The organism is Listeria rocourtiae FSL F6-920 (genome assembly GCF_000525975.1).
Lineage (GTDB): Bacteria > Bacillota > Bacilli > Lactobacillales > Listeriaceae > Listeria_A > Listeria_A rocourtiae.
Genome location: NZ_AODK01000017.1, coordinates 25,695 through 50,836, shown reverse-complemented (window position 1 = coordinate 50,836; position 25,142 = coordinate 25,695). Strand labels below are relative to the sequence as shown.

Sequence of the window (25,142 nt, the reverse complement as noted above, 5' to 3'; positions counted from 1 at the left end):
CTTAAAATAATTATTTAAAAATTACTTCATATAAGTGTTCGATAGCTTTTATGAGCCTTTACGTACATGTACGCTTAGTATAATTATATACAGTTGAAATAGACACTTTTAATTTAGCTGCAATATCCTTTTTTGATACACCCCGATTAGTTAGTTGATGAATGGCTTCACTTTTTTCGGCAGATATGCTTGGCCTCCCCCCAGATCGGCCTCTTTTTTTAGCTGCTTTTAAGCCCAGCAAAGTCCTTTCTCGAATCATCGATACTTCCATTTCAGCGATAGCCGCGATGAGGATAAAATAGAACTTACCGATGGGGGAGGAGGTATCGATTTTTTCTTTTAAGCTGATGAAATGGATGTTCTTTTTCTGCAGAAACTCGCTGATTTCCAATAAATCTTTTGTTGTGCGACTTAGTCGGTCTAGTTTAGTCACGACCAGTGTATCCCCGGCTCTCATTCGTAAAAATAAATTTTCTAGCTCTTTTCGTCGTTTCCTACCTGACTCTTTCTCAAGAACAATCTGCTGACAGCCAAAAGCTTCTAAAGCATCCACTTGACTATGCATGGATTGCTCTTGTGTCGATACTCTAGCGTAGCCGTAAATTTTAGCTTTCATTTCTTTCACTTCTCCCATTTGTGAATATTCCATGAACGTAACCACCTACCTTTAAAATTTTCTCTTTTTTTTATCTGCTTCTCTTGCATACTATGCGTGAAACAGATAATATGTAGAATATACCACAAAATATTTAATTTCTCAAAAAACGTTCGTTTTTTAAATTTTCGAACTAAATGCCATATAAACCATGCTAGTGTATAGTTATGTGAGAAAAATAGACTGAAAGACCACCCTTCTAAAAAATGAACGTTTTTTTAGAAGGGTGGTCTTTGTCTTGGGGAATAAACTAGTTCACTTTATTGATTCAATTGAATTTCAGCATTATACCCGACTAATCCACCTATATTTCGGAATGGAAATTTTTTTGGAAAGACATATATCTGATTGATGATGTGGTGCTTTATAGCCGGCATAGAGGAAGTTATATGAAAATAATTCCTGTTTTTTTGAGTAATATTTTGTATGGCGAAAAGAAGTCATATATTGCTTGGAATGAGAGTGTTTCGCGGTATCTATGGAATTTATAAAACTTGCCTTCCCAAATTCTAAAGTAAAGCCGACTATAGATTTTGTGTACCAGCGAGAGAACCTTTGGGGTAGCTTTTTTAACTCAGTAGAATGTATGGAAGCCGCGCTGCTGAAAACATTGTTGGGTAGCATTAGTAAACAGACACTACAACGAATCCATAAGTCTAGCTTAGTATTTTTGGGAATCAAACTAACCTTTCAGAAAATCAGCTACAGGTTACTTGTGCATCACTATATCTTAAAAGTGCTGTTCATATAAATAAAGAACTAAATTGTTGCATGCTTCTTTGCCATATCTCGCTCAATATATGGATACACTGTTTGAAGAATTCATGGTAAAGGAGGGGAGAAAAATGTGAAGGAAAGTAGATTTACTAACAATCTAGAGTTTAGAAACTGTTGGTGAAGGAGGATGGTGCTTATGGAATTTAATGATTTCAAAGGGAGTTAGCGTACTCTAATCTAAAACAAATAGAAACTATATCAAAATATGATAATTAAAATTTGAACAGTAAAAAGGAGGCATTTTTAAATTATGAAAAAAATATTTATTACGATGATATGTGTTGTTATGGCATTGGTTGCCGTGTACAATCCTTATTTAGCGCCAGGGGAAAAGGCGCATGCAACATCTGGGAATATCACATCGATTGTGGATAGGCCATTTTCTCCAAATGATTATCGTGGGGGTGTGATGGATGTAACTTTTACTTCATCCTCTTCTCTATATTACATGACACAGGAAGACTATTATAATGGCTCTTGGTACAGAATTAGTTCTCAGCGGGTAGGTGCTCTTAGAGGAACACTTACATTTAGTGCATCGAGCAATGCACGATACGGCGATCAGTATCGCTACACGCTGTCAACCAAAGATAATAAAGGTGGTATAGTGCTAGCTACAAGCTACCATTCGTTGCGAAATGATTATGGAACCTTGCGAAGTACAACGATTGGTAGTTTAACATCTTTATCAACAAGTGTAACAGGATTGGCTGAGGCTAATTCTACAGTTACTATTCGAAATGGTACAACTGTGCTGGGAAGCGGAACAGCCAATAGTTCTAGACAATATACAATCTCTATACCTGCTCAACCAGCAGGGAGTACGATAACTGCTACGGCGGTGTTGGGGAACTTAAGTGCTCCAGCGGTCAGTACTATTGTTCAACCAGCTACGCTGGAAGACACAACGTTGGATTCCTTAACGAACCAGTCTACAAGCGCATCAGGAACAGCACATCCAGGAGCTACAGTACGAATTGAAAATGGGACAACAGTGATTGGGACGGGTACAGCCGACAACAATGGGGATTACACTATTCCTATTCCGGCCCAAGCAGTGGGAACTGTTGTAACGGCTCAGGCCACATTTAATAATGTGAGTTCTAATATTGCATCGAGAACAGTTACCAGCGCACAAACGGTGGGAACGATTACACCCAACCGCTTTAATGTGGGAGATATGAATATTACTGGAACATACACGGATGATGTGGTACGAGCACGTGTATGGGTTAATGGAGCTTCCATAAATATTGGTGGTGATTTCGATAATGGCAACTTCTCATTCTTTGTTGGGAATGCAGGAATTAAAGCTGGAGATATTGTGACTATTCAAGCGTTAGATTTCAACAACCGTATTTTGGATACGCAACAACTTACTGTTGTGTCTCCGTTACCACAAGGCACTATTCGACCAAGTGATTACACCGTTGGGACAACAGCTATTACAGGAAGTTATACGGGCGCTGTAACCAGTGCACGTTTAGAAGTTGATGGTCGAATCATTACGGCAGCTGGTGGAACGTTCAGAGCAGACGGCACTTTCACATATTTTGTGAGCCCAGGCACTATTCGAGCCGGCGCTAGGGTAGAGTTGATTGCATTGGATGTTCCAGGAGGTAGGGTGTTAGATCGTCAGCTAGTAAACGTGATTGCGAATTCGCAAGGAACAATTACACCAGCGAATTATCGTGTGGGTGACGCTAATATTACAGGAACGTATACGGGTGATGTCACAAGTGCGCGTTTATTGGTCAACAATAATGTTGTTACACCTGCTGGTGGAACATTCAATGCGGATGGAACCTTCACCTTTTTTGTTCGTAGTGGTGCGATTCGATTTGGTGATGACGTAGAACTTATTGCACTCGACGCCCCAGGTGGAAGAGAACTTGATCGTAAAACAGTAAGCGTCCTTGCAAATACGCAAGGAACGATTACACCAGCGAATTATCGTGTGGGTGACGCTAATATTACAGGAACGTATACGGGTGATATCACAAGTGCTCGCCTGTTGGTTAATCGTAATATTGTCACACCTGCTGGCGGAACGTTCAATGCAGATGGAACCTTCACCTTCTTTGTTCGATCTGGAGTAATTCGAGCCGGCGATGACGTAGAACTCATTGCGCTCGATGCCCCAGGTGGAAGAGAACTTGATCGTAGCACAGTAACGATTGCATCAACGCAAGGAACGATTACACCAAATTCATTCCGTGTCGTACAAGGAAATAGCAATATCACAGGAACGTATACGGGTGATGTCACAAGTGCGCGTTTATTGGTCAACAATAATGTCGTGATACCTGCTGGCGGAACATTCAATGCGGATGGAACCTTCACCTTCTTTGTTCGAAGTGGTACGATTCAAGTTGGCGATGACGTAGAACTCATTGCACTCGACGCCCCAGGCGGGAGAGTACTTGATCGTAGCCCAGTAACAATTGCACTAACACAAGGAACGCTTACAGCCAATGCTTACAAAGTGGGAGAGACTAATATTACCGGAACCTACACCGGTGATGTAGCATCTGCGCGTCTAGTGGTGAATAACAATATCATTACCGCTGGTGGTGGGACATTCACGAATGGAACCTTTTCATACTTTGTACGCGCTGGCGTGATTCAAGCTGGAGACGATGTGACATTAATTGCGCTCGATGCAAATGATCGTGAATTGTATAAAACTACTGTGCGCGTGAATCCAAATATTCAAGGTACCATCACATTAGATAACTATACCGCTGGAGGCGCCAACTTGACAGGTACCTATACAGGTGATGTGGCACGCGGACGTATCACTGTCAATGGTGTCGTTGGTAATTGGGGCGGTACATTCAACCTGAATGGCACCTTCTCATACTATGTTGGTAACCTAGGACTTCAAACAGGAGATGTTGTTAAGTTAACAGGTTTCAGCTTAGATCACACAGAGCTCGATGATAGTACGATTACTGTTCAATAATTATTAGCACAAAAATAACTGGCTTAATTCCTGCGAGAGCAATCTTGCAGGAATAGCCTATTTTATGGAATAAAGGAGATATCTTATGAAAAAAATAATAATTGCTAGTAGCATAGTTGTTCTTACCGTGCTAGGGGCTTGTTCAACGAATGCAGAGCCGGATACTAATCCAAAAGATACCAGCACAGCGAAGGAAAATAGTAAAAAAATCAGCAACAGATAACAATAAATCAGCTACGGATAATAAGAAAGTCACTGCATCGGAGCCTGTGGTTGTCAATGGAATCCAATTAACGTTAGATAAACAAGAAGTTACGAAAGCTATTTCAAAAGACCAAAAAGAGCAAAATCTTTACACCTTCCGTGTCACAGGTAAAAACGTTTCTTCTATCAATAAAGGACTGGGATCAGCTGATTTTATTCTGAAGACAAAAGACAACAAAACATTAGAAACAGACTATAATTACGCAGCATTCGGTGGAGAAATCCAACCAGAAAAAACCCTTTCTGGCCCCGTATCGTTCACGTTGAATAAAGATCAAAAAGCGACGAAATTAATTTATCGTATCGGTAAGAAAGAAATGATGTCCTGGGATGTGGAAAATTAAATGAAGATTAATGTGATGGGCTTAGGCTATATAGGTTTACCGACAGCTCTAATCTTTGCTAAATATGGTGCTAACATTGTAGGCGTTGATATCTCAAAGGAAATTATAGAAAAGTTAAATGCAGGAGAAGTGCATATTGAGGAGCCTGGAATACCTGCAATGCTTCAGCGAGTAATAGATACGGGGAATTTTAAAGCTAGCTTGGTACCGGAAAAAGCCGATGTTTTCATTATTGCTGTTCCTACACCGAACCAACAAGATACATTTAAGAGCTGTGATCTGACATATGTGAAACAAGCAATGTTAAGCATCTTACCTTACTTGGAAACTGGTAATACCGTCATTATTGAATCCACCGTTTCGCCACGAACAACAGAAGGCATTATAAAAGTGATGATAGAAGAAGCTGGTTTTAATATTGGGCAAGATATTTATCTTGTGCATTGCCCGGAACGAGTATTACCTGGGAAAATTTTAGAGGAGCTCATTTTTAATAACCGCATTATAGGTGGTGTTACGGAAGCTTGTACGAAGCGAGGAAAAGAGATTTATGAGCTTTTTGTGAGAGGTGAACTGATTGGAGCTACGGCCTCGGCTGCTGAACTTTCTAAACTAATGGAGAATACGTATCGAGATGTCAATATTGCGCTTGCAAATGAATTGGTGAGAGTAGGAGACGCTCTAAATATTGATGCGCTTCGTGTGATTGAGATGGCTAATAGGCATCCTCGTGTAAATATTCATCAGCCAGGGCCTGGTGTAGGTGGGCATTGCTTAGCGGTTGATCCCTATTTTATTATTTCAGAAGCTCCGGAACAAACAACGCTTATTCAAGCAGCGCGAGACATCAACAATGCGATGCCGCAATTCATCATAGATAAGGTACAAGAGTTAATGCAGCACTATCAGTCTAAAACGTTGACTATTTTAGGCGTTTCTTATAAAGGAAATACGGATGATATACGTGAAAGTCCAGCAATGGCTATTTATAATGGACTTCAAGCGCTGGGTCAATTTGACATTCGTGTATACGATCCCCATGTGACACAATCATTTATTGCATCTAATTTGGAAGAGGCTCTGACAGGAAGCGAGATGGCTTTAGTTCTATGCGATCATGATGCATTTAGATCTTTGTTATCAGAGGATTTTTCTTCTATGGAAAAGAAACTTATTTTTGATACGAAGAATTGTATAGAAATAACGGATGTTTCGATAAACAAATATAATTTGGGTAATTTCAATTGGAGTGAAACAAACTATGAAGGTAAATACGCTTTTTAGTGATGGCTTTCTCTGGAACGCGAATTTGGAGTTGGAAAGTGGTGTAGTAGTGAATCGAGATTTTGTTTCTGTGGCTACATTCGAGGCAGAATCTAGATCTAAACTACTACAATCTTTGAAAAGTTATCCTCAAATAAAAAGGGTCCTTTTTATTAACTGTGTCGGTGAAGCATTAGTTCTTAAAGAAGATTTGGGACTAGGAGAATGATATTGTGAATACTCGAATCGATTTAAACAAAATTCTTGTGTCTATCAAGAATAATAAATGGTGGCTTATCGGGATTTTGTTGATTATTTTGACAAGCGCGTTTGTTTATCTACATTATTTCGCTACACCGATATATCAAAAAAAAACGCAAATCCTAGTCAATCAGTCTGAGAATGTGCAAAAAAATAATTTAGAGGCTCAGACTGTTCAAGCTGATTTGCAATTGGTCAATACGTATAGTGCGATTATTTTGAGTCCGCGAATTTTGACGAAAGTAGAAAAGGGACTACAAAATAAATATGATATCCAAGAACTTACAGATATGATTCAAGTTAAAAATTCAACCAATTCACAAGTTATTGATATAAGTGTAGATAACCCAAGTCCTGAAGTTGCTGCAAGAATTGCAAATTTAACTGCTCAAACTTTCAAAAAAGAAATTGCTCAAATCATGAAAATAGAGAATGTTACGACGCTTTCGGATGCTATGTATACAGGCAAGGAAGTGCCCATCAAGCCTCAAAAATTTTTTAATTATGAGTTTGTCGTTTCTTTGCGGGGTCATGATAGGATTTATCTTTATTTTGACGAAGCTTTTTTTTGAACGTACATTTACATCCGTTGATGAGATTCAGGAGTTGTTACATTTAAATGTTTTAGGTGAAGTAAGTGAGTTTTCGGTTAGCTATAACGTGCAAGCAAGAAATGAAAAATGAGGTGAGTCCATTGTCGAGATATAAAAGGAAAGGAAAGAAAAGTTATTCTCCTGTGGGCGAGCAGTTTAAGTTGATTCGGACAGGGATAGATTTTTCAAATATCGATAAGCAGAAACAGGTGATTCTGATTACCTCTCCAGAAAGTGGCACGGGTAAATCTACTATCGCCTCGCACTTGGCTATCAGTTATGCTCAAAGAGGAGAGCGCGTCTTGTTGGTTGATGCAGATATGCGGAGGCCAACATTGCATCGACGTTTTTCCAAGGGCCTTCATGCCGGTTTATCCAATATAATCTTAGGATACCATAGCGTGGAAGATGGGTTACAAAACGTAACTTTAGAAGATTGTAATTTCTTTATTTTAACAAGTGGCTCCATACCTCCAAACCCAAGTGAGCTACTATCGTCTGAAAAGATGATAGAACTACTGGAAAAGCTTAGAGAGGAATTTGATTATATCATCATCGATACACCTCCCGTTACGATTGTTTCGGATGCGTTGGCGCTAGCTGATATGGTGGATGGCATGATTTTAGTTTGCCGATACCATAAAACACTTCGAGTAAAGGCTGTTCAAGCTGTTGAAAAGCTCAGCCTCTCTCAAACAAAAATATTAGGTGCTATATTTAATGGCACTAAAAATATGGAAAATTATTATTATTAGGAGTGCAAGACACATGAAACCAAATATGTATCTTAAAAATTAAAAAAAAAATCTGATTGTGTCATAAGTTTGCTTGCTCTTGCGTTACTGTCACCAATTTTAATCATTATTATGTTAGTAATCAAGCTTTCCAGTTTGCATGCTCCTGTGTTTTTTAAGCAAAAGCGCGTCGGAGAAGATGGTCATTTATTTTATATGTATAAATTCCGGACGATGCACGTGGATGCGGAAGCCCAATTAAATTACTATTTAAAACAGAATGAGATCGAAGGAGCTATGTTTAAACTGAGAAATGATCCACGTGTCACTAAATTTGGACGTATTTTAAGAAAAACGAGTCTCGATGAGTTACCACAGCTTTGGAATGTCATCAAGGGTAATATGGCGCTCGTAGGTCCCAGGCCACCTTTACCACGGGAAGTAGCCGAATATACTACGCATGATAAGAAACGGCTTTCAATCATACCAGGGTGTACGGGACTTTGGCAGGTGAGTGGGCGTAATGAGCTCAGCTTTCAAGAAATGGTTGAGCTAGATTTGCAATATATTCAACAGGTTTCGTTCAAGTTAGATGCTAAAATTATTGGTAAAACAGTTTTGGTTATCCTGATGCCTAAAGGAGCATATTAATGGTGGCAAAGGAGCGAATTCACCTGCTTGGAAGTTATCTAGATCCGCTGACGATGGAGGAAACCTTGGAGCGTGTGGAAGCGTTTGTTACCTCAGGGGAATATGTACAGCATGTAGTTATTAATGCAGGAAAGATTAACCTTATGGCGCAGAATCCTACTTGTCGGCAAATTATTAATAAAAGTGCACTCATTAATGCGGATGGACAATCGATTGTATGGGCAGCTCGATTTCTTGGCTATGATGTACCAGAACGAGTAACTGGAATTGATTTATTTGAGGAATTAGTTAAAAAAGCGGCTGAAAAGGGTTGGCGCCCCTACTATTTTGGGGCTACGGAAGATGTCGTTCAAGCGGTTGTTACCAAGCATCGGCAACAGTACCCCAAATTAGATATTGCGGGCTTTCGCAACGGTTATTTTGAAGAGATGGAATCAATGGAAATTGCAGAAGCGATTCGTGATAGCCGAGCTGATTTGCTTTTCGTTGCTTTCTCTAGCCCCAAAAAAGAAATATGGGTTCGTGATTATCAGTCAGTTATGGAGGTTCCTTTTGTGATGGGTGTTGGTGGAAGCTTTGATGTGCTTGCTGGTAAAACGAAACGGGCACCGAAATGGATACAACGAATAGGGTTGGAATGGTTTTATCGATGGGTGCAGGAGCCAAGGCGGATGTTCAAACGCTATATTATCGGCAATATTGCTTTTATTCAACGGGTTCTGAAAGAGAAGTGGGAACGGAGTTAAAAAAAATGACAATGACGAAAATACCTCTTAATATTCTTATTTTTATTGGCCTTACTGCGATATTTCCGCTTATTGATTTTTTAAATGGGCTGTTTCTTACCACTGGAATACCGGTGCCTGTCGGGGTTGGCTATCGTTTTGTTTTCCTCTTATTTTTGCTTATTTCAATTGGTATGGAAGATCTTCCAAAATCAGGATTGACATATATCACCTTTTTGTTTGTTGCAGGTAATCTCTTGATTTGGCTCTTGCAGGGAATTTTTCTACAAAATCCAATTAGCTGGATGATGGCGGATTTGTCAGTTTTTATCAAATATTTTTTTATGGGTTTTGATTCCTTACTACATCTATCAACGAAAAAGTGTTCTCAGGACAATCCGCTATGAAGAACTGTTTATTGTGATTAGTTTTTTATTTACTGCTGGTCTTTTGATTCCGTATGTGCTTGGTGTGGGTTATCAAACGTATGACAATTCAGATGCTGGGTATAAAGGTTATTTTTTCGCAAATAATGATACTAGTTTTGCCTTCATTATTTCAATTACATTTACGGCAAGAGCACTGTGGCTACAGTTGGCGGGAAAGTGGAACATGCGATTGCTACTATTGCTTGTTCTTTATGCTGGCAATATCATCTGCTTGCTTCTAGTGGGTACGAAAACAGGTATTTTATACGGCGTGACGGTGAGTGTTTTTCTACTTGTGCATCTCCTTTTTGGCACAGGTTATCGCTCGACATTGCACCGCATCTTGATTTGGATTGCCAGCTTTCTTGCTATTGGTTGGGTAGTGTTTCGAGGCATTCATTATGCTGTGGAGATAGTGGAAGGGACGTATGAACGTATTGTTTATTTCTACCATTTGTACGATGGGGATTTAGTGCGACTTTTGACGAGTTCACGAAGCGATTTTTTAGAAAGTGGGATGACGTATTTTTTAGAGGATTCAAATCTTGGTTTCAGTTTTTTATTTGGGCAAGGGTTTGAGTACAGGTTAGAAAATTTCGGACGGCTCGGGCTGATTGAAATGGACTTTTTTGATGGATTATTTGGGCTAGGAATGCTCGGAATCCTACTTCTAGTTCTGATGCTTGGATACTTTTCATGGTTGGCTTTTGCAAAAGGTGAGCGCTCTATTTATAGTTATATGTTTCTCGTAATCGTGATGTACAGTTTCTTCGCTGGGCATGTTCTATTTTCAGCGTTGTCTTCCACCTTTTTAGGACTTGTTTGTGGCGGTATTATTCTATCTAAGAAAGAATGAGGTTATTTTGAAACAATTATTGATTCGTTTAGGCCAATTTTCGATTGGTTCATTGGGGGCAGCTTTGCTGAATTTAATCTTGATCCCCGTGACCACTTATTTTTTGTCACCTTCAGAATATGGAAAGACAAGTATGTTCTTCCTGGCGCAGACTTTCTTGATTTACATCATTTATTTAGGATTTGATCAGGCATTTACCAGAGAATTTCACGATCAACCAAAGCCGGTCACTCTAATGAAGCAAGCAATGGTGATTCCACTTCTTTCTTCCTTAGCGCTTATCGGGTTCATGGTAGGGTTTGCACCTTGGATTTCCACTATTTTATTTGCGGATTCAAGTTATACTATCGCCATTTATTTGTTGGGGGTTTCGAGCTTTTTCCTGATTTTTGAGCGCTTCTTGCTATTGCTCATTCGAATGGAAAATCGAGCACTTTCTTTTTCATTCTACAGTATTCTTGTCAAGGGAATGATTTTGATTGGGACACTGGTTGCGCTATGGGTTGGGCCACCGACGTTCATTACGGTTATTTACGGTATGTTAATCGGGCAAATTGTGGGTGATTTTCTATTGATATTGGCTCATTTTTATCTATTTCGTGCGATGCCAGGGAAGCTGGATACCCACCTCTTAAAGCAGCTGGCGCATTTTGGATTACCCGTTGTTGTAGGAACCTTTCTCTACAGTCTACTTATTCTAATAGATAAGGTTTTCCTACGGATGTTGGCTGATTTTTATGTTCTTGGTATTTATACTGCTGCGTTTAAAGTCGCCAGTGCGCTAATGATTATTCAGGTGAGTTTTGCTAATTTTTGGGTTCCGACGGCGTACGAATGGTACAAGCATAAGAAGCCGATTAGCTATTATGAAAAAGTGAGTCATATAGTGATGTTTGGTATTAGTTTTTTCTTTCTGACGATGCTTTTTTTCAAAGAATGGATTGTTGTGATTCTTTCACCAGCATATTTGGAAGCGCAGTATATCTTTCCGCTTCTTTGTTTTTACCCACTTATGATGACAGTTAGTGAAACGACCAATCTGGGTATCGTTTTTTTTAAAGCGCAGCGCTCTGAATATTTATGTCTCATTGATTGCTCTTATTTTTGCAGTGGTATTGAATTTTCTGTTCGTCCCACTCTACGGTGCGGTGGGTGCAGCGCTTGCGACAGGAACAGCGTACATTATTTTTTTCCTAGCTCGTACTTTTTTTTTTCCATGCGTATTTGGGAAGGGTTTTTCTGTCAAGCGGCACTTAATCATCATTAGCATCTTATATGGGCTCGCTGTTTACAGTGCTTTTTTTAGACAAGAATGGATTGAAAAAGCGCTGATTATTGGAGCGTTTGCCTTCTTAGTTTGGTTGTACCGCCAAGATATAAGGGATCTTCGTACAAAATTTAGCAACCGTAAAGGAGGAAGTGCATGAACATATTAATGGTAGGGCCAGATCCGAGGGCAAAAGGTGGTATGGCAACAGTGCTGTCTAATTTTCAAAAATATTATAGCCATCCTGAGCATCGTCTTTTCTTTTTAAGTTCTTGGTCAGGGGAACAAAAATGGCGTACAGAATGGCGAGCTTTTCAAATGATTCGGCATATCATTCGAGAAGAGCAGATTGATGTTGTCCATTTTCATGTCGCCCAAAAAGGCAGTTTTTTTTCGAAAGGCGCTCTTAGCTAGGCTTGTTCCGAAGTGTTGTCGGGTGATTTTTCATATGCATGCCTCGCAGTTTGATGTGTTTTTCCAGCAGAGTAGCATTTTTATACAAAACCAGATTAGAAAGGCGCTAGACCGTTTAGATCGTCTTGTTGTCTTAAGTGATAGTTGGGCAGATTTTTATAAGCAACTCACAAATACAGCAGTGACGGTTATTCCTAATGCTGTGAAACTACCCGAGCAGTCTATTTTTCAGCTGTCCTCAAAGACCATTGTGACATTTGGACGGATGGGACAGCGGAAAGGGAGCTACGATCTTTTACAGGTAGCACGAGAAATAGAGGCTATATTCCCGGATGTGCGCTTTGTCTTATATGGAGATGGTGAAGCCAAACAAGTAGCTGCCGCGATTCACGCGCAGCAAATTCAGAATGTTGCCATCGGTGGTTGGATTGATACAGAAGAACAGCAGGAAGTTTTGGAGAATGCGCTTCTGCATTTCTTACCTTCCTATCATGAAGGGCTTCCAATGGCGATTCTAGAAACGATGGCAGCGGGAATTCCCAACCTTTCGACAAGGGTTGGCGGCATTCCGGAAGTGATTCAGGATGGTGAAAATGGGATGCTTTCAGAGCCAGGTGATGTCAAGGATATGGTAGGCAAACTTACATCATTTTTAAAGGATACTAGAAGGCAGAAAATGTATAGTATAGCTGCACGAAGCACAATAAAAAACCAATATTCGCTCAAAGCATACCATGAAAAATGGATGGATCTATATAATGCATTGAGATGAAGAACAGAGTAGAGACTATCATATCAAGATGAATGATATAAAAAATAAATACCTTAGCACAAAATATAAATTAACAATATAAAGTGAATGAATTCAAGTAAAGGAGTTTTATGCTATGAAGGAACTTTGGCTTCCACTCACAGACACGATAGAATTCCAACAACACGCTGAATTAATAACAGTTAAGAAAGATGAAACATTTTACTATGAATCAGGCATTATACTCGTTGACGATGGCTTGGTATCATGTACGGGTGCTAATAATTTACATTTAATAGGAACAGATGGAATGCTATTCAATGTGAAGTCACTTACATTTAGAGCTTGGAAAAATACATGTATATGGTACCTCCCAATGCCACTGTTAAGAAGGATGGGCGATAGAAAAGAAGTGTGTAATTTAATATTGTGGAGCAAACAACAACAGTCAATATGGAGAGAATGTATTTTAAGCAAAGAAAATGTTAAGTCAGCCATTTTGAATACACTTATTGAGCTGTTTATTAAAAGAGGTAGAGAACGATTTTATTTGGTGTTAGACGAGCTATGCAATGAGATGGCATATTATTCTAAAGAAATGATTCACACTGCTTGTTTAAATTTATCCGAAGAAAACGCTATTTATTTTAGTCGCCGAAACAATAAAATAACATTTTCTGCCACAGCTTTTGCACAATATATTGATAGGCAGGTCTGTGCTACATATACAACTAGTATTAAAAAAATACCAGATTTATGTAGATTAGATTGAATGACATATTGCTTTCTGGTAATGTAAAAGCCAATTAAATGAACTATGATAGCATTCCCCTTAGTAAACAAGTGGATTGAGGCGGTGCTACGCTGAGAATAAAAATATCATATCTGGATTAGCGCTGATATATACTTAATGTTAATAGTATTTTGTATATACAGGTGGAAAAATGCGTATCAAAAATCTGACATTAGATTTTCGATACGCATTTTTTAATATTGTGGTGAGGATATTTTGTGTGTGCTGAGCTAGGCATGGTTTTTTGTTGAGAAGTACTTCAAAAATGCTTATTAGTAAATAAGTGTCACATTTTTTTCCTTTAAGAATTGTCGCCACTCGTGTGATGGTTCTTGGTCGGTGATTAGGTAATCGATTTCTGAGATGTCGACAATATTAATGAAGGCGCTTTTGTCGAACTTAGAAGCATCAGCGACTAGAATCACTTTGTTAGCACGTTTGAGCATGTGGTTTTTAATCTCGGCTTCTGGCTCATTCGAATCAGTGATACCATTTTCCATAGAGATACCTTTACAACTAATAATCGCATAGTCTACAAAATAGCGACTGATTGTATTGGCAGCATCGGAACCAATCAGGGAGTTGGATTTAGTACGCAATGTTCCACCGGTCAAAATAAGCTGTACTTTAAATTTGGAAAGCAAATCCACGGCTGTAATCGAATTGGTAATGATTGTGAGATTTTCTTTCTCACGTACGAGCAAATTCAGGGCTTCAAAAACGGTAGAGCTCGTATCCGCAATGAGGGAATCACCGGCTTTGATTAGTGATGTGGTTTTTCCTGCGATTACTTTTTTCTCTTCAACGTTAATGATGTTTCTCGTGGCATATGGTAAATCTTCGTTTGTATGTTGGCTTAGTGTCGCTCCACCATAGCTTCGTTCCACAATACCTTCTTTTTCTAACTTATCTAAATCACGCCGAATAGTTTCTTCGGACACACTGAAAATCTTGGCTAGTTGGGATACGTGGACTTTCTTGTTTTTCTTGATTTCTGATAGTATTTTGTCTTTTCGCTCGAAAGCAAGCATTTTCATCACATCCTTGTCTTCTTCATTGTAAACAAAGCTAGATTTACAAGCAAGCATTAATCAAACTCCACACAAAAACCACATAAAACTACAAAATAGTAAATTTAAATGTTGACTTAATGATGATTTTGGTTTATTCTTGGTTTATAAATTAAAAATGTGGAGGGGGAAGGGCTTTTGAAACATGTGGCTGTGGATGTTGGCGCGTCAAGTGGGCGTTTACTTATGGGCGAGCTAGTGAGTGGAAAAATGGAGCTGACAGAGATTCACCGTTTTCAAAATGGCTTCACAGAGGTTGATAATCAATGCGTATGGGACATTGATCATATATTCACGAACATTTTAATTGGTTTGGAGAAATTGAAAAAAACAGGTGTGACAAGCTGCACGTTAGGAATTGATACGTGGGCGGTAGACTACTGTTTATTAGATAAAGAAGGAAAGCGATTACATGAAGTGGTGAGTTATCGAGATAAGCGGACGGATTACGCGATGGAAGAGGTTTTAGCGAAAGTTCCGGCTGCGGATATTTATGAGAAAACAGGGATTCAATTTTTGCAGTTTAATTCATTGTATCAGTTATATGTGGAAGATGTTGCGCTTAAGAAGCGGGTAGATGCAGTGATGATGGTACCTGATTATTTGGGATATCTTTTGACGGGTGTGGGTGTGACAGAAGTGACGAATGCTTCTTCTACTCAAATGTTGAACTTACATACGAAACAATTTGATGAGGATTTATTGCATTTAGTGCAACTGGACGCGGAGCAGTTTTCGCGATTTGTGAATCCAGGTGAGCTGTTGGGAAAGGTTTCGAGAAAGTGGCATGAGCAGTATGATTTACCGGATTGTGATGTGATTGTAGTGGCAACGCATGACACAGCTTCGGCGGTATTGGGAGCACCTGGGACTGGTGATGATTGGGCGTTTTTGTCAAGCGGGACTTGGTCGTTACTTGGAGCAGAGTTACCAAACCCAATCAATAGCGAGGTAGCATTTGAGGCGAACTATACGAATGAGTGGGGTGCGTATAACACATTCCGGTTCTTGAAAAATATTATGGGGTTGTGGCTAATTCAAGAGGTTGCGAGGATGCAGAATTATGCTTATAGTTATGCAGAGTTGGCAGAATTAGCTGCTGGTGAAGAAGCATTTTCCATTTTGATTGGTGTAGATGATTATCGTTTTTTGAATCCGACAGATATGATTGCGGAGATTCAGGCGTACTGCATGGAAACGGGGCAGCCCATTCCGGAGACACCGGGTCGATTGGCGCGTGCTATTTATGATAGTTTAGCGGTTCAGTATGCGATTCAGGTTGAACAGTTGCAAGCGCTGATAGGAAAAGAAGTGAGGCATCTGCATATTATTGGTGGTGGCTCGAATATTGCGATATTAAACCAATTAACGGCTGATTTGACAGGGATTACGGTGCATGCAGGACCAACTGAGGCCACTGGACTTGGAAATCTGGCGGTACAGATGATTGCAAGTGGTGAGGCCAAGGATATAGCAGAGGTTCGAGCGTTGATTCGCAACTCGACTAAGGTAACGACATATGTGCCGAGCAATGGTGTAAATATGGCGGAAATTCGGGCAAGGTATAAAAATATATCTGGAAAACAGGAGGCTTTTTAAATGGGGAACGAAAAGTTGCAACAACAGTATGATTGGGCAAAAGAAGAATATGCGCAATATGGCGTGAATGTGGATGATGTTTTAAAGCGTTTGGCAGATGTGAAAATTTCTATGCATTGTTGGCAAGGTGATGATGTGACCGGTTTTATGAATCCAGATCAGGAGCTGACGGGTGGTATTTCGGTTACGGGAAATTATCCTGGTGCTGCGCACACACCAGATCAGTTGCGTCAGGACTTGGAAAAGGCGTTCTCATTAATTCCCGGAAAACATAAAGTGAACCTCCATGCCATGTATGTAGATACAGATGAGCCAGTTGATTTAGACGAAATTGAACCAGTACATTATGTGAAATGGGTAGATTGGGCCAAAGCGCAAGGTTTAGGTTTAGATTTCAACCCTACATTCTTCTCACATCCTAACTCTGAAGACGGTTTTACGCTGAGCCATCCAGATAAAAAAATTCGCGATTTTTGGATTGAGCATGGGAAGCGATCTCGTAAAGTAGCGGCATACTTCGGTGAAGAACTAGGGCAAACATCGGTCAATAATTTTTGGGTTCCTGATGGATATAAAGATAATCCCATTGATCGCTTAGCACCACGTAAACGTTTGATGGAATCGCTCGATACTATTTTTGCAGAGGAGTTAGACCGAAAATATACGCTGGACGCGGTGGAAAGTAAGCTATTTGGTCTTGGTGCGGAGGCTTATACGGTAGGATCTCACGAGTTTTATATGGGGTATGGCATTACGCGCAACAAGCTAATCTGTCTAGATGCGGGACATTTTCATCCAACAGAAGTGATTTCAAACAAGCTATCATCGCTATCTTTGTTTAGTGATGGGATTTTGCTACATGTGAGCCGTCCAGTACGTTGGGATAGCGATCATGTGGTGATTATGGATGATGAGTTGCAGGAAATTGGGCGTGAGTTAGTTCGAAATGATTTGCTAGGCAAAACGCATATCGGTTTAGACTTCTTCGATGCGACGATTAATCGCGTAGCTGCGTGGGTCATTGGAACGCGAAATACGCTGAAGGCACTTTTAAAAGCAATGCTCGAACCAACAGAATATTTGCGAAAAATAGAGTTGGATGGTGATTATACGTCACGTTTGGCTCTGACAGAAGAGTTGAAGGACTTTCCTTTTGTCGCAGTTTGGGATTATTATTGCCAAATGCAAAACGTGCCTGTTCGGGAGGAATGGCTAAAAGAAGTGAAAGATTATGAAAAAAAATGTGCTGGTAAAGCGATCTGAGGAGGTCATTGGAATTGAGTAAAGAGGTTATGAAAGCACCATTTGTACAGGAAATGATGAAAGTAACGGCTAACTTATATCGTCTAGGTTGGGATGAAAGAAATGGTGGTAATATTAGTTATTTGCTGACGGAGGCGGAGGTTGGAGAGTATCTTAATCCGGACCAAGTGATCCGCACAATTCCGATGATTTTTGATGCGACGGAGCTTGCAGGAAAATATTTCATTGTCACTGGTTCAGGAAAATATTTCAAAAATGTTATCGATGCACCTGATGTAAATCTTGGTATTATCCGCGTTGCTAAAGCAGGTGACAGTGTGGAATTGTTATGGGGCTTTACCGATGGTGGTATACCAACAAGTGAGTTACCATCACATTTTATGAGCCACATCGAACGCCTGAAAATAGATGCTAATCATCGTATCATTATGCACAACCATGCAACTAACATTATCGCTATGACATTTACGCATTCTTTAGAAGAACGTGATTTCACACGTACTTTATGGCAGATGTGTACAGAATGTATTGTTGTTTTCCCAGAGGGTGTCGGAATCTTACCATGGATGGTGCCTGGAACGGATGCGATTGGGATAGCGACTGCTACAAAAATGCGCGAATTCCGCCTAGTTATCTGGCCACATCATGGGATTTTTGGAGCTGGGAGTACGATGGATGAAGTGTTTGGCTTAATTGAAACAGCTGAAAAAGCTGCGGAAGTTTATACACTAGTTCAAGCACAAGGTGGCGCACAGCAGACGATTACCGATCAACAGCTACAAGACTTAGCAGATGCATTTGGAGTAACAGCGAAATCAGGCTACTTACAAGTAGGAGTTAAGTAAATTTTATTGGGTGGCGATTAATTTTCGCTACCCTAAATATAGTAGGAGGCGTCGCAACATGGAGAGAGTGGCATCAATTATGTACTTGAAAGATGGTTTTGTAGAAGAATATAAGGCGAGGCACGATGATTTATGGCCAGAAATGGAGCAAGCACTAAAAGAACATGGCGCGCAGAACTATTCGATTTTCCTGGACGATAATACACACGTTTTGTTCGCGTACTTAGAAGTTGAAAATAAAGAAAAATACGACGAAATTGCATCAACTGAAATCTGCAAAAAATGGTGGGCATATATGGAGCCGTTCATGGATACAAATGAAGATAATAGCCCCGTTTCGAAAGATTTAACATCTGTTTTTTATCTTGCGTAACATAGAAGAAGGAGGAAAAATGTATGGCAAATGCAGGACAAGGTAGTTTAAAAGCGACTCTTACTGTGTCGATGTCGAATTTTCTGGAAGCTGGATCTATTGTTGCAGCAGCTGGAGGTCTTACGCTATGGGTGAATTATTTGAATTTATCGGATGCATCTGTCGGTTTGCTCGGTGCCGTTAGTGCAAATGGCTTTGGATCAGCTGTTGGTGCTTTTATCGGTGGTGCGCTAGTCGATAAATATGGACGGAAATTTATCTATAAATACGATTTGATTGTATATATGATTGGCGTACTTTTGATAGCGCTATCATTGAATTTCGGTATGTTGTTGACGGGGTATATTGTGACAGGGATAGCAGTCGGTGCAGCGATCCCAGCGGCTTGGACGTATATTGCAGAGGAAGCTCCAGCAAAGGATAGGGCAGCGCATGTTGGGTATGGGCAGTTGGCTTGGTCGGTGGGTCCCGCGGTTATGCTATTTCTGGCGGTATTAATGGCACCGCTTGGTTTGATGGGAAGTCGTATTATTTTTGGGATGTTATTTGTAATCGCTCTCATCACGTGGATTTTACAACAACAAATTAATGAGTCTACCGTGTGGGAAAATCAGAAAAAAGAGGATTCAAAAGCGGAAAATGTAGGGAAAAAAGTCTCGATTAAGGAATTATTTACAATTAAAGCGAACCGAAAAGCGATTATGCTCGTTCTTGGAATCTACTTTTTCTGGAATTTGGTTGCGGGTGTAATGGGTTATTTCATGCCATATATTTATCAAGTTGTTGGCGGTTTGACACCAGCGCACGCGAATTTATTGCAAGGGACGTTATGGGTGTTTACGATTCTATCAACGTACTTTGTTTTCATTAAATTGGGTGATACGTTGAACCGGAAATTGTTGTTTGGAATTGGTGCGGTGATGGGGATTGTAGCATGGATTATTCTGGCGTTTGGCTCGATGGGAATGACGCAATTGCTATTATTTATTATTTTATGGGGTGTTGCGGCTGGATTTGGAGCGCAGGCGTTCTATGGACTATGGGCAGGTGAACTTTTCAAAACGCAATATCGAGCCAAAGTTCAAGGGTTGATGTTTGGCTTGGTGAGAGTGGGTGTTGGTTTGATTTCACTTGTTGTACCGGCCATGATTACTTTTCTGGGATTCAAAGCAGCGGGTGTCGTGATGATTATTTTCCTTGTGATTCATTTAATTATTGGGCTAGTTTTGGCGCCAGAAACACGTGGTAAAACGCTAAAAGAGATTGAGGAGGAGCGTTACGGCCCAGAGGAAAGTGGCATTATCGAGGAAGAGCAATTAGATGGTTTATAGAATGATTTTAAATCAAACTTCTGATTTTAGCAGGCATTATTTTGTTAATAAAAATTTCATATTTTCATCTTAAAAAATTCATGACTGTCCTGTAATGTATATTTTGTAGATAACAGTAACTACTTTTTAACTCCCTTTTAGAGTAGTTGCAATGTTTCTCACCTTTTTTCATACCTCTCTTATAAAAACATCAGTCCTGACTAGGATTGGTGTTTTTGTATGTACAAATTCAAAACATGATACAATGAACCAAGTTAGGAAATGCTAAAGGAGAAGATTTTATGCTTAAAAAAGGTGATTCAATAGGCTTGGTTGCTTGCTCTAATGGGCGTGGTAGGGAGAATGCTGGAGATATCACACGTTTGGAGGAGCTGCTCTTAAATTATTTTTCAATAGAATGCGTGAGAGCGAGTACGATTTTCAAGGTAGAAAACGAGCGAATGGATCGAAGTGCCAGTAAACGTGCCGAAGAATTGATGAAGCTATATCAAAATCCTGAAATCAAGGCGATATTTGATATTTCGGGCGGGGATGTAGCGAATGAAATTTTGCCATACCTTGATTTTGAAATTATAAGAAAAGCTAATAAACCCTTTGTTGGATATAGTGATTTAACAGTAGTGTTGAATGCGGTATGGGCGAATACTGGTGTTGAAGGGTATAATTACCAGATTCTCCATTTGACGGGGAGCGAATCAAAGTTCCAGTTGGAGCAGTTTAAAAAGGTATTTTTGGATGGGGAAAAGCCTGTTTTTCCATATGAGATTTTACGTAAAGTGACTAAGATGCGCGGAGAAGTTATCGGTGGAAATATTAGATGCTTGTTAAAGCTTGCTGGTACGAGATATTTACCTGATCCTGCTGGAAAAACAATTCTTCTGGAAGCAATGAGTGGTAATCGTAATAAAATCGCTACTTATTTTGCGCAATTGGATCAAATTGGATATCTAGAACATGCGAATGGTATTATTTTAGGAACTTTTTCTGAGCTGGAGAAGTCGGGACGGCGGCAGGAAGTTGATGAAATAGCTCAAATGTATATGGAAAGGTATAATAAATTTTTGCTAAAAACCACTGTTGTTGGGCATAATGACAACGCTTGGCCATTTCCGCTTGGCAAAATACTTGAATTCTAATAAAACTCTCATGAAACCCCCGCAAAAATTTCATCAATTCCCTGTATTATAAAAAGTGTAAAGCAAGGACAGCAATTAGTTTCCCCCTTTTTCTAATTGTGTTGTTCCTTATACAAACTCCCTTTTTGACCAGCTTCCCCGGCTGGTTTTTTTGTTGTGCAGTAGGTTATGATTGTGAAGTAACGGGAGGGATTTTAGTGGATATCGATAACAAGGTTTATGCAATGAATCGTAGTGAGTGGCGAGCGTGGCTGGAATCAAACGGTGAATTTGAGAAATATTGTTGGCTCATTTTGCCGCGAAAACAGAGTAAATTTACGTATATTGATGCTGTAGAGGAAGCTTTGTGTTTTGGCTGGATAGATAGCACTAAAAAAGGTCTGGATGACGAGCACATTGCGCAACGATTTTCACACCGCGTACCGAAAAGTAATTGGACAGAATTAAATAAAGAGCGTGCGCGTAGGATGAGGAAACTGGGTTTAATGACACCGCAAGGGGAACGCGTTTTACCAAATTTGGAAGCGAAATTTGAAATCGCTACGGATATATTGGAGGCGATAGTAGAGGACGTGGCTTTAGCAGAGAATTTTGCGAAACTTCCCGACTTATATGTTCGAATCAAATTAGATAATATCCAATCAGTTGCTAAGGATCGCGCGTTATATGATAAGCGACTGGCAACCTTTTTTGAAAAGACGAGGAGGGGTGAGTTGTACGGTAAATGGAATGATGGTGGTCGGCTGACGGATGTTTAAATAGAAGGAGTGAGTATAGTATGGCTTTAGAAATTAGGGTAGTGAATAGAGCGCAGAACAAACTGGCGCAAAAAGTTTTTATATACATAGATGGTCAGCAAAAAACGACGAATATCCCTCAATTGGAAAATGGTGAGGAGTGTTGTATCGAGATACCTACGGCAGAGCAAGATTTGGCCAAAAATATTGTTCTTTCTTATTTAAATACAGATAGCGCTATCATTATCACAAAAATTGGAGAAGTTACCGATTTGATTCAAACAGTACGGTTAAGCATTACGGATATAACGCTAGAAGGTACAATTAGATACAGCATGACATAAAAAATGAAAGTTTCATGGAATTCTAATGAAAATCCCTGCAAACTTTCATCGATAGCCTGTATTATAGGAAATGTAAACAAGGATAGCAATTAGTTTTTCCCCCCCCCCTTTTTTCTAATTGTAAGAGTCCTTTAAACTCCTTTTTTGAATCAGCTTCCCCCGGCTGGTTCTTTTTTTTGGTGCTGTTATGAATAAAATGGTGATTAACTCATTGCACGAGAAATCATGTGTTAAAATAAGAGCATAATCAAGTTATGAAAGGAGTCTATAAAAATGTCAGTACGTACGGAGGAAGCAATCGAGTTTTTAACTAAATCTTATGCGGAGTTAGGCATAGACGTGACAGAACTTGAAAAACGTGTTGGTGTGGTGCAACAGGAAATCACGCAAAAAGGTACATATTTGCATACGATGGAAGAATTGGTGATTGGTGCAAAAATGGCATGGCGAAACAGTAACCGCTGTATTGGCCGACTGTTCTGGGATCGCATCCAAGTTGTTGACGCTCGCGAAGCAAAGACGGTGTCGGAAATTCGCGATGCGCTTTTTGAACATATCGAAAAAGCGACGAATGGCGGTCAAATCAGGCCTTTTATCACAATTTTCAAGCCAGGTAGTGACGGTCCACGAATCTGGAATCACCAGCTAATTCGTTATGCTGGATACGCATCAGAGCATGGCGTTATTGGTGATCCAGCATCGGTGTCCTTTACGCAAGTATGCGAAAAGCTCGGCTGGCGTGGCGCACGTGGAGAATTCGATATTTTACCACTCGTAATTCAAGAAAATGCTGATGCGGTGCCAAACGTTATCGAAATCCCGCCAGAAATCGTACTCGAAGTCCCGATTGCGCACCCGGAGTTCCCATCAATCGCCGAGCTTGGTCTACGCTGGTATGCTGTCCCAATCATCTCCGAAATGAAGCTCGAAATTGGAGGCATCACATATCAAGCGGCACCATTCAACGGCTGGTATATGGAAACGGAGATTGGCGCGAGGAATTTTGCGGACCAGGGGAGGTACAACAAGCTTGCCGCTGTAGCCGAGAAACTTGGACTAAATACGAAGCGTCTCGATTCGTTATGGAAAGATCGCGCTTTGGTGGAGCTCAATGTTGCCGTCCTTGATTCTTATCACAAAGCCAAAGTTCAGATTGTCGACCATCATACCGCAGCCCGCCAATTTGGTCAATTCGAAACAAATGAGCAAGCCGCAGGGCGCGAAGTTACCGGCGAATGGGCATGGCTTATCCCGCCAGTCTCTCCTGCAACGACGCACATGTTCCATCAACGCTACCCGAACAAAATCCTCAAACCGAATTTTTTCTATCAAGACGCGCTATTTAAGCGTGCCGAAATCATGCCTGTAAAACGTGGTGGTTGTCCATTTCATTGAGTTGCCAAATACTATGTAAAAATGGTAACATAGAGACATCCACGAGTTTGCGTTAGCCCATACACGGAAGCCGGATAAATATGTCTATCGAATGGAGTTTTTACGATGAATTTTGCGAAAGCATTGGGGATTATTGGAGCATTGCTCGCGATGGGGCTTAGCCTAACCGTTATTTCCGTCGACAGCATTGCACGTATTTTGGAAGAAGACTCGTTAGTATTCACGATTCTGAACTTCATAACATTAGGTATGTCATTTGTTGGCTTGTTCGGCGCCATTATCATGAATAAAGCACCACTAAAAGGTGGCGTCATGCTAATCGCCTCGGCTGTAGCTTGCACAATGAGCGTCTCGATGATGTTCCTAGTTCCAATCGTACTGCTTTGCGTAGCTGGCTTAATTAGCCTAAGCACGGCAGATGATTTAACAGAAGCAAAAGCATAATTTAAAAAAGCGCAATCTGCGTCTCACTCAGAAACTTTGAGTAGATGTGGATTGTGCTTTTTCATCAGACTTCATTTATTAAGTTTATGTAAATAAGTCCGTAGTATGATATAGTATGAACAATAAATATGTTACAATAGAAGACAACTGTGAACAAATTAATAGCAAAATTTGAGTTAGGACGTGATAGATTCGTGGATATTATTCAAGCGATGATCAGCTTCATCATCCATATTGATCAGCATCTTGTTGAAATTATCAATACATTTGGCGTTTGGACGTACGTCATTATTTTCTTAATTATATTTGTAGAAACGGGGCTTGTTATTTTCCCATTCTTGCCAGGAGATTCCCTACTGTTCGCAGCAGGCGCTTTGGCAGTACTACCAGGATCAGAGCTCAATATTGTCGTGCTTCTCATTGTCTTGTGGGTAGCCGCAGTACTGGGCGACACCGTCAACTACCATATCGGTAAAAAAGTCGGCACCTCGATTCCGCCAGACAGTTGGCTTGGCAAAGTCATTAATCAAGAAAAAATGGATAAAGCAGAAGCGTTTTTCAATAAGCACGGTGGTAAAACGATTTTCATTGCGCGCTTCATGCCATTTATCCGTACTTTCGCGCCATTTGTAGCTGGTGCAAGTCGCATGAATTACCGTTATTTCTTGAATTATAACTTGCTTGGTGCGACGGTTTGGGTACTTATTTGCACAATGGCTGGTTATTTCTTTGGGAATATTCCAGTTGTAAAAGAGAACTTTTCACTCGTTGTATTAGGTATTATTTTCGTATCAATCTTACCGATGATTTTCTCGTTTATTAAAGGTAAAATGGATAGTAAGAAAGCGAAATAAGGATGAAGTA

Annotated in this window: 26 protein-coding genes and 1 pseudogene; 25 read left to right on the top strand and 2 right to left on the bottom strand. The window is 40.1% G+C overall.

Annotated features, from left to right (window positions below; genetic code table 11):
- Positions 1 to 58 precede the first annotated feature (58 nt).
- Positions 59 to 649: a recombinase family protein gene (locus PROCOU_RS06785; RefSeq protein ID WP_051994253.1), complete on the bottom strand. Its 591-nt coding sequence runs from the start codon at positions 647 to 649 to the stop codon at positions 59 to 61.
- 1,033 nt (positions 650 to 1,682) lie between these two features.
- Here PROCOU_RS06785 and PROCOU_RS06775 point away from each other — a divergent pair.
- From PROCOU_RS06775 to PROCOU_RS06720, 14 genes and pseudogenes are all read left to right on the top strand, one after another.
- A complete protein-coding gene (locus tag PROCOU_RS06775) occupies positions 1,683 to 4,397 on the top strand; it encodes an immunoglobulin-like domain-containing protein (RefSeq protein WP_051994252.1) in 2,715 nt (904 codons plus the stop codon).
- 149 nt (positions 4,398 to 4,546) lie between these two features.
- On the top strand, positions 4,547 to 5,005 hold the full coding sequence (locus PROCOU_RS06770; protein ID WP_051994251.1) for a DUF4352 domain-containing protein: 459 nt from the start codon (positions 4,547 to 4,549) through the stop codon (positions 5,003 to 5,005).
- Positions 5,006 to 6,289: a nucleotide sugar dehydrogenase gene (locus PROCOU_RS06765; RefSeq protein WP_036070765.1), complete on the top strand. Its 1,284-nt coding sequence runs from the start codon at positions 5,006 to 5,008 to the stop codon at positions 6,287 to 6,289.
- On the top strand, positions 6,267 to 6,497 hold the full coding sequence (locus PROCOU_RS06760; protein WP_036070763.1) for a hypothetical protein: 231 nt from the start codon (positions 6,267 to 6,269) through the stop codon (positions 6,495 to 6,497). The genes PROCOU_RS06765 and PROCOU_RS06760 overlap by 23 nt, the downstream gene beginning before the upstream one ends.
- 4 nt (positions 6,498 to 6,501) lie before the next feature.
- Positions 6,502 to 7,101: a YveK family protein gene (locus PROCOU_RS06755; RefSeq protein WP_244266256.1), complete on the top strand. Its 600-nt coding sequence runs from the start codon at positions 6,502 to 6,504 to the stop codon at positions 7,099 to 7,101.
- 113 nt (positions 7,102 to 7,214) lie between these two features.
- Positions 7,215 to 7,877, top strand: a complete 663-nt coding sequence (locus PROCOU_RS17465) for a CpsD/CapB family tyrosine-protein kinase (RefSeq protein WP_036070784.1) — start codon at positions 7,215 to 7,217, stop codon at positions 7,875 to 7,877.
- Positions 7,878 to 7,931: 54 nt separating this feature from the next.
- Positions 7,932 to 8,507 (top strand): annotated as a pseudogene (locus tag PROCOU_RS17460) (sugar transferase); the annotation flags it as partial.
- Positions 8,507 to 9,253, top strand: a complete 747-nt coding sequence (locus PROCOU_RS06740) for a WecB/TagA/CpsF family glycosyltransferase (RefSeq protein ID WP_036070761.1) — start codon at positions 8,507 to 8,509, stop codon at positions 9,251 to 9,253. The pseudogene PROCOU_RS17460 and the gene PROCOU_RS06740, both read left to right, overlap by 1 nt.
- A gap of 5 nt (positions 9,254 to 9,258) precedes the next feature.
- Positions 9,259 to 9,639 (top strand): hypothetical protein, encoded by a 381-nt coding sequence (locus PROCOU_RS18375; protein WP_244266255.1) that lies wholly within the window; start codon positions 9,259 to 9,261, stop codon positions 9,637 to 9,639.
- Positions 9,640 to 9,652: 13 nt separating this feature from the next.
- Positions 9,653 to 10,516, top strand: coding sequence for an O-antigen ligase family protein (locus PROCOU_RS06735; protein WP_425268384.1), 864 nt, complete (start codon positions 9,653 to 9,655; stop codon positions 10,514 to 10,516).
- A 7-nt stretch (positions 10,517 to 10,523) separates the two neighbouring features.
- The gene (locus tag PROCOU_RS19470; RefSeq protein WP_482796762.1) at positions 10,524 to 11,783 is read left to right on the top strand and encodes a lipopolysaccharide biosynthesis protein; all 1,260 of its coding nucleotides are present in this window, start codon (positions 10,524 to 10,526) and stop codon (positions 11,781 to 11,783) included.
- Between the two features lie 156 nt (positions 11,784 to 11,939).
- Positions 11,940 to 12,197 (top strand): hypothetical protein, encoded by a 258-nt coding sequence (locus PROCOU_RS18360; protein WP_244266252.1) that lies wholly within the window; start codon positions 11,940 to 11,942, stop codon positions 12,195 to 12,197.
- A gap of 34 nt (positions 12,198 to 12,231) precedes the next feature.
- On the top strand, positions 12,232 to 12,969 hold the full coding sequence (locus tag PROCOU_RS06725) for a glycosyltransferase family 4 protein (RefSeq protein WP_244266251.1): 738 nt from the start codon (positions 12,232 to 12,234) through the stop codon (positions 12,967 to 12,969).
- Between the two features lie 115 nt (positions 12,970 to 13,084).
- Positions 13,085 to 13,720 (top strand): hypothetical protein, encoded by a 636-nt coding sequence (locus PROCOU_RS06720; protein ID WP_036070760.1) that lies wholly within the window; start codon positions 13,085 to 13,087, stop codon positions 13,718 to 13,720.
- Between the two features lie 293 nt (positions 13,721 to 14,013).
- Here the strand turns inward: PROCOU_RS06720 and PROCOU_RS06715 are convergent, their stop codons facing one another.
- On the bottom strand, positions 14,014 to 14,829 hold the full coding sequence (locus PROCOU_RS06715) for a DeoR/GlpR family DNA-binding transcription regulator (RefSeq protein WP_243832123.1): 816 nt from the start codon (positions 14,827 to 14,829) through the stop codon (positions 14,014 to 14,016).
- Between the two features lie 120 nt (positions 14,830 to 14,949).
- On the opposite strand from PROCOU_RS06715, the gene rhaB reads away from it, so the two are divergent.
- From rhaB to PROCOU_RS06660, 11 genes are all read left to right on the top strand, one after another.
- Positions 14,950 to 16,410: a rhamnulokinase gene (gene rhaB, locus PROCOU_RS06710; RefSeq protein ID WP_036070758.1), complete on the top strand. Its 1,461-nt coding sequence runs from the start codon at positions 14,950 to 14,952 to the stop codon at positions 16,408 to 16,410.
- Positions 16,411 to 17,673, top strand: coding sequence for an L-rhamnose isomerase (gene rhaA, locus PROCOU_RS06705; protein ID WP_036070757.1), 1,263 nt, complete (start codon positions 16,411 to 16,413; stop codon positions 17,671 to 17,673). It begins immediately after the preceding gene.
- 29 nt (positions 17,674 to 17,702) lie between these two features.
- A complete protein-coding gene (gene rhaD / locus PROCOU_RS06700; RefSeq protein WP_036070775.1) occupies positions 17,703 to 18,518 on the top strand; it encodes a rhamnulose-1-phosphate aldolase in 816 nt (271 codons plus the stop codon).
- Positions 18,519 to 18,576: 58 nt separating this feature from the next.
- Positions 18,577 to 18,891: an L-rhamnose mutarotase gene (gene rhaM / locus PROCOU_RS06695; RefSeq protein WP_036070754.1), complete on the top strand. Its 315-nt coding sequence runs from the start codon at positions 18,577 to 18,579 to the stop codon at positions 18,889 to 18,891.
- 23 nt (positions 18,892 to 18,914) lie between these two features.
- A complete protein-coding gene (locus tag PROCOU_RS06690; RefSeq protein ID WP_036070751.1) occupies positions 18,915 to 20,222 on the top strand; it encodes an MFS transporter in 1,308 nt (435 codons plus the stop codon).
- A 281-nt stretch (positions 20,223 to 20,503) separates the two neighbouring features.
- Positions 20,504 to 21,358, top strand: coding sequence for an LD-carboxypeptidase (locus PROCOU_RS06685; RefSeq protein WP_036070750.1), 855 nt, complete (start codon positions 20,504 to 20,506; stop codon positions 21,356 to 21,358).
- A gap of 197 nt (positions 21,359 to 21,555) precedes the next feature.
- On the top strand, positions 21,556 to 22,116 hold the full coding sequence (locus PROCOU_RS06680; protein ID WP_036070749.1) for a YdeI/OmpD-associated family protein: 561 nt from the start codon (positions 21,556 to 21,558) through the stop codon (positions 22,114 to 22,116).
- 20 nt (positions 22,117 to 22,136) lie between these two features.
- On the top strand, positions 22,137 to 22,439 hold the full coding sequence (locus tag PROCOU_RS06675) for a hypothetical protein (RefSeq protein ID WP_036070748.1): 303 nt from the start codon (positions 22,137 to 22,139) through the stop codon (positions 22,437 to 22,439).
- Between the two features lie 273 nt (positions 22,440 to 22,712).
- The gene (locus PROCOU_RS06670) at positions 22,713 to 23,834 is read left to right on the top strand and encodes a nitric oxide synthase oxygenase (RefSeq protein WP_036070747.1); all 1,122 of its coding nucleotides are present in this window, start codon (positions 22,713 to 22,715) and stop codon (positions 23,832 to 23,834) included.
- Between the two features lie 105 nt (positions 23,835 to 23,939).
- Entirely contained in the window at positions 23,940 to 24,278 is a 339-nt protein-coding gene (locus PROCOU_RS06665) for a hypothetical protein (RefSeq protein WP_036070746.1), read from the top strand.
- Between the two features lie 194 nt (positions 24,279 to 24,472).
- Positions 24,473 to 25,132: a DedA family protein gene (locus PROCOU_RS06660; protein ID WP_036070772.1), complete on the top strand. Its 660-nt coding sequence runs from the start codon at positions 24,473 to 24,475 to the stop codon at positions 25,130 to 25,132.
- Positions 25,133 to 25,142: the final 10 nt, after the last annotated feature.